This is a genomic window from Amphritea pacifica, from assembly GCF_016924145.1.
Lineage (GTDB): Bacteria > Pseudomonadota > Gammaproteobacteria > Pseudomonadales > Balneatricaceae > Amphritea > Amphritea pacifica.
Genome location: NZ_JAFFZO010000010.1, coordinates 71,815 through 88,565 on the forward strand (window position 1 = coordinate 71,815; position 16,751 = coordinate 88,565).

The window sequence follows — 16,751 nt, forward strand, 5'->3', positions numbered from 1 at the left end:
CAAATTTTCCAGCGAAATTATTCTACTATGCACTCACCTATTCAGTTGCCGGATACCTGGCAAACCCTACTCAGTCAGACGCTGGAAAGTCCGGAAGCGTTGTTACGCTACCTCCGGTTGCCGGATTCGCTTTTGGCAGGAGCCAACCGCGCCAGCCTGGAATTCGCGATGCGTATCCCCCGCCCCTGGCTGGACCGCATTGAGAAGGGCAACCCGGATGACCCGCTGCTGCGCCAGGTTCTGCCGCTGGCTGAGGAGCTGGACGAGGTGCCGGGATTTACCCGCGACCCACTGGAGGAGAGCCACAGCAACCCGGTTGACGGCCTGATTCATAAATACAATGGCCGGGTGCTGGTGATACTCACCGGCGCCTGTGCGATCAACTGTCGTTACTGTTTCCGGCGTCACTTCCCGTACGCCGAAAACCGTCTGGGGCCGCAGCAATGGCAGAACATCCTTGACTATATTACCGCTGATCCCAGCATCACCGAAGTGATCTTCTCTGGTGGCGACCCTCTGGTTTCCAGCGATTCACGGTTAAATCAGCTGATTACTGATCTTGAGCAGATCCCTCATCTGGCCCGGCTGCGTATTCACAGTCGACTGCCGGTAGTGCTGCCACAGCGGATTACCGAATCTTTCGTCAATGTACTGAAGCAGACCCGCCTAAAGGTGGTGACCGTTATCCACAGCAACCACCCCCAGGAACTGGATATCCATGTTGCCGCAGCGGTACAGCGGCTGACCCAGGCGGGGATTACTGTATTAAATCAGGCCGTGCTCCTGCGAGGTATTAACGACAGCGTCACGACGCTGAAAACACTCAGTGAGCAGCTGTTCGCTATCGGTGTACTACCTTACTATCTGTTTACCTTTGACCCGGTTAAAGGTGCGGCACACTTTGATCTGCCGGATGATGAGGCCCGTCAACTGATGCGACAACTGCAGGACCAACTGCCGGGCTATCTGGTTCCCAGACTGGCCCGCGAGATTCCGGGCAGAGGCTCTAAAACCCTGCTGTTTACGGATCAGGAGTAACCCCGCGATGAGTACAACACCACAGTCACAGATACAAACGGTATTACTGTTTATCGCCGCACTGATGTTTGGTTTTGGCGCACTGGTACAGATCGCTGATCAACGCGATCAGTCCGCAACCCCGGTAACCTACAAAGCCCTGAAAACACCTGCCGATATTGTCCAGCTGACCAATCCCGTCGAAGCCGTTGCCTATACTTCCGTCGTCTCGCTGGCACCACTGCCGGTCGCGGAAAAGAAACAACGCTTTATCGCTTTGCTGTTGCCGGCTATTCTGATCAGTAAGCAGCACCTGCAGCAGCAAAGAAGCCGGCTGGAACAACTACTCTCCCAGTCTGCTCTCAATAGCGAGGAGCAGGCCTGGCTGGAGCAGCTTAAATCAACCTACGATACCGACTCTCCGGCAGAGCTGCGTCAGCGTATGATCGGCCTGCCTAACAGTCTGATTCTGGCGCAGGCAGCCATTGAAACCGGCTGGGGCAGTTCACGGTTTTTCGTGCAGGCGAATAATGTGTTTGGTGTCTGGTCGTTTGACCCGAATGAGAAACGCATCATGGCACAGCAGATGAGAGATGATCAGGCGGTCTTTGTTAAGCGCTACGATTCTTTACTCGGCGCGATTGAGGACTATTTTCTCACTCTGGCGCGGGGCAAGGCGTATATCGAGCTGCGCCAGGCTGCCCGACACACGCAGAACAGTCTCGAACTGATAAAACACCTGCACCGCTATAGTGAGCTGGGGGATGACTATGTTAAGCGACTGGAGACGATGATCCGACAAAATCGTTTACGGCGCTACGACAGCTACCAGCTGTCAACCCGAAGCAATTCTGTCAGCCAGTGAAACTACCGATCATCATCCCCGCTTACATGCTGTAACAGCGCATCCAGAGGCTCAGGCATCCCCAGTCCGTAGCCCTGACCATAATCAACGCCGATCTCTCGCAGCATCTGACATATCTCATCATTTTCGACAAACTCCGCAATAGTGGTTTTGCCCATGACATGACCGATATCGTTGATCGACTTAACCATTGCCTGGTCCAGTTCATCATTGAGAATCCCTTTGACAAACAGACCATCAATCTTGAGATTATCCACCGGCAGATTTTTCAGGTATGCGAAGGAGGAGAGCCCACTGCCAAAATCATCCAGCGAAAACTGACACCCATAGGCCTTCAAGGCGTTAATAAAACGCTGCGCTTCGACAAGATTAGCGATTGCCGAGGTTTCCGTAATTTCAAATTTAACCTTGTATGGCAGCAGGGAGGAACGTTCCAGATGTTTGATAATCGCCTCTTTGATGCGCGGGTCTCCCAGACTGCCACCAGACAGGTTAATGGCACAGCAGCCAAAATACTGACTGAACTGGGTGAAGTTCCGATCCAGCCACTGGAAGGCGTTACCGACCACCCATTCATCGATACGACCGGCCAGTTGATAACGCTCAGCTGCTGGCAAAAAAGCCCCCGGGGGTACAATATTGCCCTCCCGGTCCTTCATCCTCAGCAACAACTCTACATCCGGCTTCAGCTGAGCGTTTTGTAACGGCATAATCACCTGGCCGTAAAGCGTAAAACGGTCTTCATCGAGGGCAGCATTGATCTCTGTCACCCAGTGCATCTCCCCTTCACGCCGGGCCAGCATCTCATTCTCCGGGGTATAGAGATGCACCCGGTTTCGTCCGGCGTCTTTGGCGGTATAGCAGGCAGAGTCGGCCTGTTTCAGAACTTCCGTTAAACTGGCCGAGTGTTCATTAATCGCTACCACACCGATACTGACGCCGATATTGAATGCCTGCTGTTCCCAGCAAAATTTGAAGTCTGCAATAGCATCCCGGACCGTTTCCGCGACAACCTGCGCCTTTTCCAGAGGGCAGTTCTGCAACAGAATACCAAACTCATCCCCGCCAAGACGGGCCAGGGTGTCATTAGACCTTACCCGGCTTTGCAACAGCAGAGAAACCTGCCGCAATAGCTCATCCCCCGCAACATGACCACAGGTATCATTAACCACTTTAAACTGATCCAGATCGAGGAAGCAGAAAGCATGCTGACAACCCGGCTGGCGCTGAGTATTGAACAGCGTCTGCATACGTATCTCAAATTCACGCCGGTTGATCAGGCCGGTCAACTGGTCATGACTGGCATGATAGCTGATCTGTTCAGAGATCAGGCGATTTTCGGTAATATCCTGCAGAGTGACTACATAGTTTGTCAGCACCCCATGAAAATCATAGATAGGGGCGATGTTAACCTGTGCCCAGTAGAGTCCATCCGATTTCTTGCGATTAACAATCTCCCCACGCCAGTTAGGCCTGTCGACCAGCTGCGGCCAGAGATCCGCATAAGAGGTCTCTCCTGGCTGGGGGAAATGGAGCATATTTATCGGCTGTCCGATCACATCTCCGGGCACAAACCCGGTCTCTTCGGTAAATTTAGGGCTGGAATATTCAATCTCACCATCCGGCAGGGTAATCAATACCATGTTGGGGCTGAACTCTACCGCTTTAGATACTTTAACCAGCGCCTGTTCGGCCTTGCTGCGTTCCTCCACCTCATGTTGCAACGAGGCGGTCTTTTCTCTCACCACCTGGCCGATACGCAGGGTGCGGCCGGTAAGCGACAGCAACCAGCCACCGAGCAGGGCCGCGAATAACATCCCTCCCAGTAACACAATCCAGCTGCTCCACTGCGAGAAATGTACGAAGAAGTCGGGTTTGGCGCTGTAAGTAAACTGATAAACCCGCCCCCCGACTGAATACTCTTTGCTCAGACTCAACGGTTCATAAGGGTTATCCATGATCTCACTACCGGTGTATATCGCTTGCCGGTTATCGGTCACATCCATGACGACCACCCCAACCTGTGCAGCCAGATCCTGTCGTTCCCTCAGGACGGAGTTGATAAAATCCCCCACCCGGTACACCGCCGCAACCACACCTTCGTCAGACAGTCCCCGATCGACCCCGTTATGATTGACCTGCAGATAGGCCACAATGCCCTTCTGCTCTCCCGACTCCTGAATCAACCGGACCGGAGCTGTAAATGCAACACCGCTGTGTTCACGCGCCCGTTGCAGCGCCTCTTTCGCCAGCGGATTACTGATTACATTAAATCCAAAAGCCCGTTCATTTTCGACAAACGGTTCAACGTAGGTGACCGGATAATAGACCTCTCTTTGCGGAGCGCTGACCAGCTTCCCGCTATCACCCAGCTCTACGATAGTCAGGGGGATAACGGCGGAAGCTTCATACTCAGAACGGAGTCCGTCGGGTATGCGGGGAATCCACTCCAATGCCTGTATTTCAGGATAGCGTTGCAGCATATGCAGGGTAAAACTGTGAAAATCAGCCGCGCCTATGCTCGTACTGCTCTGAAACAGACTACGTAATGAGAACAGTACCTCTATACCACCATCCAGGCGCACCTTCATATTGGAGTGTAGCTGTTCCACCTCCTGTTTAAACTTCAGAGCCCGTTCCTGCTCCTCATAGTTTCTGGTGATCAGAAAAAGGATCACAATCACCATCAGCAAGCCGCTCATCGGCAACACGATGGCCCATTTACGGGTAAATAAAGTACTCTGCGGACCTGCAAAAAGTGCCAGCAACATCGGTGCAACCACAATCGCGCCGATAGTGTCGCCAATCCACCAGGTTAACCAACTGATGAAAAAGTTCTCCCAGCCAATAACACCAAATACCAGCAGGGTCATAATAGCCATCAGACTCGCCGCAAGCGATGCCAGGGGCCCAATGATCAGCAGAAACAGGGTGATCTGTTTATCATCAATCAGATCCGGCATCCGGCCAAAAAAGCGATATATCAGCCAGACCGCTCCCACCGCTTCAAGAATAGCCGCCATACTGAGCAACAGCATCAGACCCAGAGAGCGAAACAGCCCTGCCGTACTCCCCGCATCAAGCCAACTGCCAGCATAGAACACCATCAGGGCGATAAATAAGCCGAAACAGGCTCGATATCCACGCAGCAGAATAGCGGTAATTGATACCCCCGCCGCGGGCCAGACTGCAGACGCATCGCTGGGTGGGATCGAGAGTAGCCCCACCGAAACCTGTGCCAGAAAAAGATAAGCCAGACCGGGCAGTACATGAGTACAGAACAGGTCAGAAATACGACGTTGCGGCGATTTGACTGGTGGTGAATTTGACGACATACAGCGACTGCGTTCTCTATAATTAATGCTAGCGTGTTTTAAACTCTGCAAACAATGTACCCTAAATCGCTCTTCATAATGAGTTTTAACTACCCAATCTGCCAATTCCGCTATACAGATTAATCACTCATCCCGGGCCGGACGAGATATACAAACAGAACAGTGACTTTCATCAACTCAGATGACTTGATATTTAACTCTATTTCATTAATGTATGGCCGGCTATAAGACGATGTGCATATTTCCAACACCGCATCAGTTATAGCCACCATAGCCAACTGTGTCTGACTAAGCGTTTTATCACCCGGACCACCTGATAAAAAAGGACTTTGAAATGAATACAGATATTTACGCCTCCCCCCAGGCGGCTTTAGAACACTCATCAGATAGTATTGCCCCACTCACACTGAAGCAGATTCTGTTCTCATTTGAGGGACGGATTGGCCGGAAAACATTCTGGCTGGCTTCACTGGCCTCTGCGCTGGTGACATGGGCTATTACGGCAGGTCTGGTGGCTATGCTGGTCGCCGCCATAAACACTTCTAGCGATCCCGCCTCGGGCATTATCACCTATATGGCCCTTACCTTTTTACTCTGTATACCAACAGGCTGGATCGGACTGGCCCTGCAGGCAAAACGCTGGCATGACCGCAACAAGTCCGCCTGGTGGATTCTGATTATGTTTGTACCACTTATCGGCCCGTTCTGGGTGCTGATCGAAGCGGGCTTTCTACCCGGTAGCCCAGAGACTAATGACTATGGGGCACCCAGCGCCTGACTAAAACAAAAAATGCGCAACACCTGAGCAGCGTTGCGCATTTTCCAATACTGGCGATAGTCGTAACCGACGGGTCTGCGATCAGTTTCTCGGCGGCATCACCGGAAACGGTGTCACGGTGCCTTTCACCTCGGTAATTTTTGCCGGACCTTCATGTTTGACTTCATCGATGCGAATAATCGCCTGCATCGGAATATAACTGCGTTCCACATCTTCAAACTGTTTTTTAAGCTTCTCTTCAGAGGGATCAACCACCATCGAGCTCTGACTACCAAAAACGATGTTTTCTACTTCCAGAAAGCCCCATAAATCACTTTGGTAGACATTATGTGCATAGATCTCATAGATCTCGTTCTGATTAAGAAATTTTATCCGGTAGATTGGATCACTGGCCATGTTTCACTGCACTCAAAAAGGGTTTACTGGCGTTATTATGGGGACGCTTTAGCTGATTACAAGTGATTTCCTGAGCGGTTAAAAACTATGCAGCCGGATTGCCATAAAGTATAATTCCCGCCCTTTTAATTTCTCCACGATGCAGAACAGGTGTGCAATGGCCAAAAAGCTATTCATTAAAACCCACGGTTGCCAGATGAACGAGTACGATTCAGCCCGTATGGCTGATCTGCTGGGCGAAAGCCATGAACTTGAGTTAACCGACAATCAGGCCGAGGCGGATGTACTGCTCCTGAACACCTGTTCTATTCGTGAAAAAGCGCAGGAAAAGGTGTTTCATCAACTGGGTCGCTGGCGCAAGCTGAAAGCGAAGAATCCAGAACTGAAGATCGGTGTAGGCGGCTGCGTCGCCTCCCAGGAGGGAGACGCTATTCTGAAACGCGCCCCCTATGTCGATATGATCTTCGGGCCGCAAACCCTGCACCGCCTGCCAGAGATGATCGACCTCACCAACACTGGCACTCAGAAGAAAGGAATTGTCGATATCAGTTTTCCTGAAATCGAGAAATTTGATCACCTGCCCGCGCCCCGGGTTGAAGGTGCTGAAGCCTTTGTCTCGGTAATGGAGGGTTGCAGCAAATACTGCACGTTCTGTGTTGTGCCCTACACCCGTGGAGAGGAGGTCAGCCGGCCGCTGGATGATATCATTACTGAAGCGGTGGAACTGTCCGAGCAAGGGGTGCGGGAGATCCATCTGCTGGGTCAGAACGTGAATGCCTATCGGGGAGCCACCCACGATGGCGACAGTGCAGATCTGGCAGAACTGATTCGCTGCGTAGCCGCCATCGATGGTATCGATCGTATCCGCTTTACCACCTCCCACCCGGTTGAATTCAGCGACAGTCTGGTGGAGGTTTACCGCGAAGTGCCTGAGCTGGTGAGTTTCCTGCATCTGCCGGTGCAAAGTGGTTCTGACCGGATTCTGATGGCGATGAAACGGGGTCATATGGCGCTGGAATACAAGTCCCTGATTCGTAAAATCAGGGCCGCCCGACCCGACATCACCCTGTCATCCGACTTTATCGTGGGCTTCCCCGGTGAAACCGATGCCGATTTCGAAGCTACCATGAACCTGATCGCCGAGATCGGCTTTGATAACTCCTATAGCTTTATCTATAGCCGCCGCCCGGGGACCCCGGCCGCAGATCTGCCCGATGATGTCTCCGACGACACCAAGAAAGAGCGCCTCAATATTCTGCAGGCGCGTATCACCCAACAGGCGATGCAGATCAGCCGCCGGATGGTCGATTCGGTACAACGGATCCTGGTCACCGATTACTCCCGCAAAGACCCGGGTATGCTACAGGGACGCACCGAAAATAACCGGGTGGTTAACTTTCGCTGCGATAATCCGGATCTGATCGGCCACTTCGCCGATGTCCGTATCGTCGAAGCATACAGCAACTCACTGCTGGGGGAGTTAGTTGCCTCAGAACTGGATCAGGACTGGCAATAATGCAACATGCCGGTCAGCATCGCCCGGCATCCTGCTAAACTTAACAGTATCTCTCTATTAAAGGATTCGTTTTTGAACACAGCGCAAACCATTCAGCTCACTCTGGAACCGGATAATCCGCAACACCTGTCCAACCTGTGCGGCCAGCTCGATGAGCATCTGCGTCTGATTGAACAACGACTCGGCATAGAGATCAGCAACCGGGGCAACAGCTTCAAACTGGCGGGCAGATCAAATGTCGTCCGTGCGGGAGCCAAGATGCTGGAGCAACTTTATGAAGATGCCCGGCAAGGCGAGCAGATCACCCCGGACCAGATCCACCTGTTATTACAACAGTCTGGCGTTGAGCAACTGACCGGTGGCGCACCGGCAGCGCCGGTCTACCAGGCAGATATTACCATCCAGACCCGCAAAACCCTGATCCGTCCCCGCGGCCCCAACCAGCAAGGCTACGTACGCTCTATCCTGACCCATGATATCAATTTCGGTATTGGCCCTGCCGGTACCGGCAAAACCTATCTGGCGGTGGCCTGCGCCTGCGAAGCGCTGGAACGCGAGGAAGTCAGCCGCATCCTGCTGGTCCGCCCGGCGGTTGAAGCCGGCGAAAAACTGGGGTTCCTCCCCGGCGATCTGAGCCAGAAGGTAGACCCTTACCTGCGCCCGCTGTATGACGCTCTGTATGAGATGCTGGGAATTGAGCGGGTCAGCAAACTGATTGAACGCAATGTGATCGAAGTCGCCCCGCTGGCCTATATGCGTGGCCGTACCCTTAATGGCTCTTTCGTTATTCTCGATGAAAGCCAGAACACCACCCGGGAACAGATGAAGATGTTTCTCACCCGGATCGGCTTTGGCTCTACCGCAGTGATTACCGGCGACACCACGCAGATAGACCTGCCCAAGGGGGTCCGGTCCGGTTTGATCCATGCCAGTGAAGTGCTTCAGGATGTCAAAGGGATCGGCTTTACCCGGTTTACCGCCAAAGACGTGGTGCGTCACCCACTGGTAGGCCACATTGTTGAAGCCTATGACGAGTACGATAAACGCCAGGAACAACGCGCCGATCAGGCACAGGACAAACGATGAGCTATTTTGTTGACCGCCAGTGCCAGATAGAGGATCACAACCTGCCCTCGGAAGAGCAACTGACACAGTGGGTTACTGCGGCGTTGCATGGGCGGCTGGACGAAGCCGAACTCTCGATCCGTATCGTCTCACCCGAGGAGAGTCGTGAACTCAATCACCAGTACCGGAGCAAGGACAGTTCCACCAATGTACTATCCTTTCCTTTCGAAGTACCCGAGGGGATAGAGCTGTCACTGCTGGGCGATCTGGTGGTGTGTGCCGAGGTCGTCTCCCGGGAAGCCGACGAGCAAAATAAGCCATTATTTAACCATTGGTGCCATATGGTAGTACACGGAGTCTTGCATCTGCTTGGATTCGACCATATAAATAGCGATGAAGCGGAAGAGATGGAACAGCTCGAGCGGGAGATTCTCGCCAGTCTGAATATTCCCGATCCCTATCTGTTAACTGAGTAAGCTAGATAGCGAAACTACGGAGCACCACATGAGCGATGAGCGATCGGGAAATGGGCAGCAAAAGTCCTGGCTGGGGAAACTCACCCAGATATTTTCTGATGAACCGAAAACCCGTGAAGACCTGCTGGCAGACCTGAAAGACGCCACCGACGAGAACGTTCTCGACCAGGAAGCCTTCAGTATAATCGAAGGGGCGATGCAGGTAGCCGACCAGCAGGTGCGGGACGTGATGATTCCCCGCTCACAGATGGTGGTGGTTGAAGCCGACCAGACCCCTAAAGAGTTTCTGCCGATTATTATCTCCTCTGCCCATTCCCGTTTTCCGGTTATCGGCGATAACCCGGACGATATACTCGGCGTGCTGCTCGCCAAAGACCTGCTGTCACTGATTCTTGACGACAATAATCTGGAAAACTTTGATATCAGGCAACACGTCCGCAAGGCTACCTTCATCCCCGAAAGTAAGCGTCTTAACGTGCTGCTCAAAGAGTTCCGCGCCACCCGCAACCATATGGCAATCGTTGTCGATGAATATGCCGGTGTCTCCGGCGTTATCACCATCGAAGATGTACTGGAACAGATCGTCGGCCAGATCGAGGATGAACACGATGTTGAAGATGATGAGGGCAACATCAAACCCTTTGATGACAACGGCTATATTGTCAAAGCCCTGACACCGATTGAAGATTTCAACGAGTTTTTCGATATCGGCATGCCGGATGATGATTTTGATACGATCGGCGGTCTGGTGACACAGAAATTTGGCCACCTGCCACGCAAGGACGAAACAGTGGAAATTGATGCATTTACCTTTAAGGTTCTCAGCGCAGACAACCGGCGAATCCGTCTGCTCCAGGTTATCCGGACAACCCCGGCAGATTACTGATGGCTAACCGCACAACGTTTCTCTTCTGGCGGATTATACTCTGTGCGATCGCCGGCGCCCTTGCCCCTCTGTCGCTAGCCCCCTTTAACTACTGGTATCTGGGCGGAGTCTCTGTTGCCATCCTGTTTATTCTGTTACACAACTGCACACCCCGGGCAGGCGGCTGGCTGGGCTGGTGTTATGGGCTCGGTTTCTTTGGCGCCGGCGTGTCATGGGTGTTTGTCAGTATCCATGAACACAGCAATGCCTCGGGTTTGCTGGCCGGTTCAATGACGGCACTGTTTGTCGCCGCCCTGGCGCTTCTGTTTGCCCTGCAGGGTTGGCTTTACAGCCGTTTTTTTCGCAATGTCGCCGGGTTCTGCGCGCTCTGGATAGCCTTCGAGTGGCTGCGCAGCTGGCTGTTCACCGGTTTCCCATGGCTCTATCTGGGCTACGGTCTGATCGATACGCCGCTGGCCATTTTTGCTCCACTGGGGGGCGTCTGGCTGCTCAGCCTCTATGTAGTCCTGAGCAGCACCCTGCTGGTCACCTTCTTTAAGCGCCTGAAACACCCCCTCCAGGCAGCAACCATTCTGATGATTGTGGGGCTGCCTCTGATTGCCGTACAGCAGCATCAGATACCCCGGAGCTGGACGCTCCCGGTGGGCGAGCCGCTCAGTGTCATGGCGGTTCAGGCCAATATCCCGCAACAACAGAAGTGGCAGCGGAGCGAACTTGAACATATCCTGCAAACCTATGTCGACCTGAGCCTGGACAGCGATAAAGTGGACCTGCTGATCTGGCCTGAAACAGCCATCCCGACCTTCTATCCGAAAGCCAGGGTAATGCTCAGCCCGTTCACGGAGAGGCTGGAGGAGAGCCACACCGCGATGATCAGCGGTATTCCAACGGTCTATATCGATTCAGAACAGCCAAAGGGCAAGCGCTACACCAATAGCCTCACCCTGTTCGCTGGCGGCAGTGGCAACTACGATAAACAGCGACTGGTCCCTTTCGGCGAATATGTGCCACTGGAACGACAGTTACGCGGCATTATCGACTTCTTTGACCTGCCGATGTCTGAGTTCAGTCTCGGATCACCGGATCAGCCGCTACTGGAAGCAGCAGGCAGCCAGATTGCGCCATTTATCTGCTACGAGATCGCCTATCCGGAGTTAGTGCGCCAGCAAAGTCTGAGCAGCGATCTGTTGCTGACTGTCAGTAACGATACCTGGTTTGGCCATTCAAGTGCACCGGCACAACATCTGCAGATTGCGCGGATGCGGGCACTGGAGACCGGCCGCTGGCTGATTCGCTCAACCAATAACGGTATCAGTGCACTGATCAGCCCTGACGGAAATATCAGCACCACTGTACCGCAATATCAACAAGCGGTAATGATCGGTGAGGTGCAGCGGATGCAGGGGCTGACGCCTTATCAGGAATGGGGGATCAAACCCCTGCAGATAGTAGCAGGCCTGATGTTGTTATTCGGTCTGTTCACCGCTCCACGGCGCCGACAGTCGCGTAAAGGTTTCTGAACCACATTTGGGGCAGGCGCTCAGGGGCGCGGTATGGGTGTTAGTGATCTGCTCACCGCAGTCGACACAGACAAAAGTGCCGGCCAGTGCCGTGTCACCGGCGGCGTAGTAGTCCTCTCCCTCCGCCAGGCGCTGTTCCAGCTCGGTGATGCCGATACGGGTGCGATCAGCCAGATCCATTAACTGTTGCGCCACCGTCTGCTCCAGCGCATTGAGATCAAAATTAAGCCAGGCAGCGACCCCTTCACCGGTCTCATGGGCATAATAACCGAGCTGTTTGAGATCTTTTTTCAGATAGGCACTGAGCAGATCCATCTCATCCCGGGTCATCTCTTCGGCAGTCAGTTCCAGCTCGACAGCCTCTTCAATTTTCTCCTGCAGATACTCCCAGGAACGATGCTCAGCGGATTCCAGTTCACGACGTAACCGGCTCAGCACCCGATCATACTGAGCACTACGATCTTTTCCACTGCTATTGTTGCTCATATCCATCTCCAAAGCCGACTAAAAACTATATGTAGCATGGCATATATTGTATCCTATGCGCCACAGACAAAATATTCCATTGACCGGCGTCCAACATCCGCCGGTTTTTATCATCAGAGTCAAAATGAACGAACAATATAAACCGCAGCATATAGAACCTGAAGTCCAGAAACACTGGGTCGACAACCAAAGCTTCAAAGCCACGGAAGACCAGTCCAAAGAGAAGTTCTACTGCCTGTCGATGTTTCCCTACCCAAGCGGTCGGCTACACATGGGGCATGTACGCAACTACACCATTGGCGATGTGGTTTCACGCTACCAGCGGATGCAGGGCAAGAACGTCCTGCAGCCGATGGGGTGGGATGCGTTCGGTCTGCCTGCGGAAAACGCGGCTCTGAAAAATAATGTTCCGCCCGCCAGCTGGACCTATGAAAACATCGATTACATGCGCAATCAGCTGGACCAGATGGGCTTTGGTTATGACTGGAGCCGCGAGGTGGCCACCTGCCACCCATCATATTATCGCTGGGAACAATGGTTCTTCACCCGCCTGATGGAAAAAGGTCTGGTATACAAAAAAGACTCTGAGGTGAACTGGGACCCGGTCGATCAGACCGTTCTGGCAAACGAACAGGTAATCGATGGCCGTGGCTGGCGCTCAGGTGCGCTGGTTGAGCGTAAAAAGATTCCCCAGTGGTTTCTGAAAATCACCGATTATGCCGATGAGTTGCTCGATGATCTGGACAAGCTCGATGAATGGCCGGAACAGGTCCGCACCATGCAGCGTAACTGGATCGGTCGTTCTGAAGGTGTTGAACTGAGCTTCCACGTGGATGGTTTCGGCGAGCTTGAAGTGTTCACCACACGCCCTGACACCCTGCTGGGTGTAACCTATGTTGCCGTCGCCCCCGGCCACCCTCTGGTGCAACAGGCAGCGGCCAATAATGCCGAGTTGACGGCCTTCGTCAATGAAAGCAAAAACATGAAAGTGGCTGAAGCGGATATGGCCACCATGGAGAAAAAGGGCTTTGCCCTGGGCATTGAGGCAACCCACCCACTGACCGGACAGAAGGTTCCGGTGTGGACAGCTAACTTCGTGTTGATGGAATACGGTTCTGGGGCCGTCATGTCCGTTCCGGCCCACGACCAGCGCGATTACGAATTTGCCAAAAAGTATGGTTTGCCGATCAAGCAGGTTATCCGTCCTGCCGATAACAACACCCCGATCAATCTCGATGAGGAAGCGTTCACCGAGAAAGGCGTACTGATGAACTCAGGCAGCTTTGATGAACTGGATTTCGATGTTGCATTCAAAGCGATAGCCTCCGAACTTCAGAGCAAGGGAAAAGGCAAAATCACCATCAACTACCGCCTGCGTGACTGGGGTGTCTCCCGGCAGCGTTACTGGGGCACGCCGATCCCGGTTATCAACTGCGACAGCTGTGGTGCTGTGCCGGTGCCTGAAGATCAGTTGCCGGTCGTTTTGCCCGTTGATGTTACCTTTGATGGCGTCGGTTCACCGATCAAAAAGATGGACAGCTTTAAGCAAACCACCTGCCCCAAATGTGGCGGTGCAGCTGAGCGGGAAACCGACACCTTTGATACCTTTATGGAATCTTCCTGGTATTACGCCCGTTACGCCTGCCGTAATGCAGAGTCCATGCTGGAACCTGAAGCCGCTAATTACTGGCTGCCCGTGAACCAGTATATCGGTGGTATCGAACACGCGATTCTGCACCTGCTCTACTCCCGCTTCTTCCACAAACTGATGCGCGATGAGGGTCTGGTGAACTCTGATGAGCCATTTGAACGCCTGCTGTGTCAGGGAATGGTGCTGGCTGACACCTACTACCGCGAAGATGACAATGGCGGCAAAATCTGGATCTCCCCCACAGAGGTCAAAGTTGAGCGGGATGAAAAAGGCCGGGTAATCAAAGCGGTCCATATTGCTGATGGTGAAGCGGTTGAATCGGCAGGCATGGGCAAGATGTCTAAGTCGAAGAACAACGGTATCGATCCACAGGTGATGATCGACAAATACGGTGCTGACACCGTGCGCCTGTTTATGATGTTTGCCGCGCCGCCCGAGCAATCACTGGAGTGGTCTGACTCCGGCGTGGAAGGCGCTCATCGCTTCCTGCGTCGCCTGTGGAAACTGGTTTATGACCATCTCCAGTATCCCGGTGAGATCGTTGCGCTTGATCCGGACAGCCTTGATGACCGTCAGAAAGAGCTGCGCCGTAAAACTCACGAGACCATCAAAAAAGTATCCGATGACATCGAGCGCCGCCAGACCTTCAATACCGCTATCGCGGCGGTGATGGAGCTGAGCAACGCGATCAGCCGCTTTGTTGATGCCAGCGATCAGGGTCGCGCCGTCGTTCGCGAAGCACTGAGCGCCGCCGTACAACTGCTGGCGCCGATCGTACCGCACATCACCCATCAGCTGTGGGCCGATCTGGGTTACAGCAGTAGCCTGCTGGATGCCCCGTGGCCTGTGGTCGATGAGTCAGCGATGACACTCGCTAACGTACAGATGGTGGTACAGGTGAATGGCAAGGTAAGAGGCAAAATCACCGTGCCTGCAGACTCGGATGAGAGCATTGTGCTGCATACAGCCCTGGCTGATGAAGGGGTTCAGCGCCACCTCGATGGCAAGACCATCCGCAAACAGATTGTCGTGCCAAATAAACTCGTCAACATCGTCGTTGGTTAAGGGGTCAGGGATGAAACGCTGTCGGAACCGTTTTTCAGCTGCTATTTTGCTGACGGCTTGCTGCCTGCTACTGTCCGCATGCGGTTTTCATCTGCGCGGTAGTGCAGATATCGCTGAACCATTACGGCAGCTCACGCTGATCACCCCTGAACGCTCCCGCAGTCAGCTCGAGCCGGTGCTTCGCCGACTGCTGGAAGCCAACGGCATAGTGGTTAACGCGGGCACGGGTTATCTGCTACAAATCATCTCTGAGAAGCGCAGCCGCCGTGAAGCGACCCTGGGTGCCAATGCGGATATTGATGAGTATGAACTCAACACCAAAGTCAATTTCATAGTGAAAGATCCGCAGGGCAACCCCGTTCTCAAGCGCACCCTGCTGGCGGAACGCACTTATGACTATGATGCTGATAAAGAGACCGCCAGCAGCGCTCAGGAAGCACAGCTTTATATAGAGATGGATCAGCAACTGGCCAACCAGATTCTGCGCCTCTACGCCAACCTGAAACCTGCGACTCCCTAGATCACGATGAAGATAAAACCGGAGCAGCTTGCCAACAAACTCGGCCCGCAACCGGCTCCGGTTTATCTGCTCACCGGCGACGAAACCCTGCTGATTGAGGAGAGTAGCGACCTGCTGCGTCAGCACCTCCACTCGATAGGTTTCAGTGAACGGGAAACTCTGCACGTTGAGGGAGGCTTCAAGTGGGAATACCTGCTCGAATGTGCCAATGCCCTCTCCCTGTTTGCCGAACAGAAGATTATTGAACTCCGACTGGGCAGTCACAAACTCAACAAGCAGGCCAGCGACATACTTCAGGAATACCTGAAACGGCCCGCTGAAGACAATGTATTACTGATCATTGCGAATAAACTCGACGGTACAGCGAAACGAAGTGCCTGGTTTAAAGCGATTGATCAGCAGGGCATAATTGTTGAAGTCTGGCCGGTAGAACTGCAACAGCTTCCCGGCTGGATCAATAGTCGTGCTCAGCAGATCGGCCTGACGCTGGAGCCTGATGCAGTTCAACTGCTCTGTGAACGGATCGAAGGTAACCTTCTGGCAGCCAAGCAGGAACTGGATAAACTCAATCTGCTGTACGCCGGACAAACCGTTACCGCAGACATGGTGATGGACAGTGTCTCTGACAGTTCCCGATATGACATCTACGGTCTGACTGAAGCCGCCATCCTGCAACAGATTCCCCGCTGCAATAAGATTATCGAGGTCCTTCGCCAGGAAGGTACCGAGGCCTCTGTCGCGCTGTGGGCGATCGCCCGGGAAATCCGCTCGCTGATCGCTATCCAGAACGGCCTGCAGAAAGGCACCCCGCTGGATACCATCTGCCAGCGTGAACGGATCTGGGGCAATCGCAAAAACCAGATGCGTAACGCGGCCAGCCGTTTTTCACCGGACACGCTCAACAGCATGCTCAGCCGCTGCGCAGAGGCCGATACACAGATTAAAGGCGCCCTCGGGGATCCCTGGCTGACACTCAGCGGAATCACCCTCCAGCTGGCCGGAATCGAATTGAATTTAGAGCGCTAAGAGAATAACACCGCTACGTAGCTGAAACCCGGCAAACGGAAAATTGCCGTTTTCTCTGCCAGAATGAGTGCTTTGATATGTACGTAAAACGATGAAATTGACCTCTGCTGAGCAGATAAGCGATACTCATAACAGGTTCTCAGAAGGAA

At 53.4% G+C, this 16,751-nt stretch carries 14 protein-coding genes; 11 read left to right on the top strand and 3 right to left on the bottom strand.

The window, feature by feature from the left end:
* Window positions 1–27 precede the first annotated feature (27 nt).
* Complete coding sequence (epmB, locus tag JW499_RS07175) at window positions 28–1,038, top strand: EF-P beta-lysylation protein EpmB (RefSeq protein ID WP_205209957.1); 1,011 nt, start codon at window positions 28–30, stop codon at window positions 1,036–1,038.
* A 7-nt stretch (window positions 1,039–1,045) separates the two neighbouring features.
* Window positions 1,046–1,882, top strand: coding sequence for a glucosaminidase domain-containing protein (locus JW499_RS07180; protein WP_205209958.1), 837 nt, complete (start codon window positions 1,046–1,048; stop codon window positions 1,880–1,882).
* Window positions 1,883–1,884: 2 nt separating this feature from the next.
* Here JW499_RS07180 and JW499_RS07185 read toward each other — a convergent pair whose 3' ends face one another.
* Window positions 1,885–5,217: an EAL domain-containing protein gene (locus tag JW499_RS07185; protein ID WP_205209959.1), complete on the bottom strand. Its 3,333-nt coding sequence runs from the start codon at window positions 5,215–5,217 to the stop codon at window positions 1,885–1,887.
* A gap of 334 nt (window positions 5,218–5,551) precedes the next feature.
* Between JW499_RS07185 and JW499_RS07190 the strand changes: the two genes are divergently transcribed.
* Complete coding sequence (locus tag JW499_RS07190; protein WP_205209960.1) at window positions 5,552–5,995, top strand: DUF805 domain-containing protein; 444 nt, start codon at window positions 5,552–5,554, stop codon at window positions 5,993–5,995.
* Between the two features lie 81 nt (window positions 5,996–6,076).
* Here JW499_RS07190 and JW499_RS07195 read toward each other — a convergent pair whose 3' ends face one another.
* A complete protein-coding gene (locus JW499_RS07195; RefSeq protein ID WP_205209961.1) occupies window positions 6,077–6,391 on the bottom strand; it encodes a DUF1820 family protein in 315 nt (104 codons plus the stop codon).
* 157 nt (window positions 6,392–6,548) lie between these two features.
* On the opposite strand from JW499_RS07195, the gene miaB reads away from it, so the two are divergent.
* The 5 genes from miaB (at window position 6,549) to lnt (ending at window position 11,854) form a co-directional block, all read left to right on the top strand.
* Window positions 6,549–7,907 (top strand): tRNA (N6-isopentenyl adenosine(37)-C2)-methylthiotransferase MiaB, encoded by a 1,359-nt coding sequence (gene miaB, locus JW499_RS07200; protein ID WP_205209962.1) that lies wholly within the window; start codon window positions 6,549–6,551, stop codon window positions 7,905–7,907.
* A 72-nt stretch (window positions 7,908–7,979) separates the two neighbouring features.
* Window positions 7,980–8,993 (top strand): PhoH family protein, encoded by a 1,014-nt coding sequence (locus JW499_RS07205; protein ID WP_205209963.1) that lies wholly within the window; start codon window positions 7,980–7,982, stop codon window positions 8,991–8,993.
* On the top strand, window positions 8,990–9,448 hold the full coding sequence (ybeY, locus tag JW499_RS07210; RefSeq protein WP_205209964.1) for an rRNA maturation RNase YbeY: 459 nt from the start codon (window positions 8,990–8,992) through the stop codon (window positions 9,446–9,448). The genes JW499_RS07205 and ybeY overlap by 4 nt, the downstream gene beginning before the upstream one ends.
* A 28-nt stretch (window positions 9,449–9,476) precedes the next feature.
* The gene (locus JW499_RS07215; protein WP_205209965.1) at window positions 9,477–10,334 is read left to right on the top strand and encodes an HlyC/CorC family transporter; all 858 of its coding nucleotides are present in this window, start codon (window positions 9,477–9,479) and stop codon (window positions 10,332–10,334) included.
* Window positions 10,334–11,854, top strand: a complete 1,521-nt coding sequence (gene lnt, locus JW499_RS07220) for an apolipoprotein N-acyltransferase (RefSeq protein ID WP_205209966.1) — start codon at window positions 10,334–10,336, stop codon at window positions 11,852–11,854. The genes JW499_RS07215 and lnt overlap by 1 nt, the downstream gene beginning before the upstream one ends.
* Here the strand turns inward: lnt and JW499_RS07225 are convergent.
* On the bottom strand, window positions 11,801–12,340 hold the full coding sequence (locus JW499_RS07225; RefSeq protein WP_205209967.1) for a zinc ribbon-containing protein: 540 nt from the start codon (window positions 12,338–12,340) through the stop codon (window positions 11,801–11,803). The two genes, lnt and JW499_RS07225, sit on opposite strands and share 54 nt — an antisense overlap.
* A gap of 124 nt (window positions 12,341–12,464) precedes the next feature.
* Here JW499_RS07225 and leuS point away from each other — a divergent pair, with 124 nt between their 5' ends.
* From leuS to holA, 3 genes are read left to right on the top strand one after another with little or no spacing between them, the layout of a single operon-like run.
* Complete coding sequence (leuS, locus tag JW499_RS07230; protein ID WP_205209968.1) at window positions 12,465–15,056, top strand: leucine--tRNA ligase; 2,592 nt, start codon at window positions 12,465–12,467, stop codon at window positions 15,054–15,056.
* Between the two features lie 10 nt (window positions 15,057–15,066).
* Window positions 15,067–15,576 carry an LPS-assembly lipoprotein LptE gene (locus JW499_RS07235; RefSeq protein WP_205209969.1) on the top strand — a complete coding sequence of 170 codons (510 nt, stop codon included), beginning with the start codon at window positions 15,067–15,069 and terminating at the stop codon, window positions 15,574–15,576.
* A gap of 6 nt (window positions 15,577–15,582) precedes the next feature.
* Window positions 15,583–16,602 carry a DNA polymerase III subunit delta gene (gene holA, locus JW499_RS07240; protein ID WP_205209970.1) on the top strand — a complete coding sequence of 340 codons (1,020 nt, stop codon included), beginning with the start codon at window positions 15,583–15,585 and terminating at the stop codon, window positions 16,600–16,602.
* Window positions 16,603–16,751: the final 149 nt, after the last annotated feature.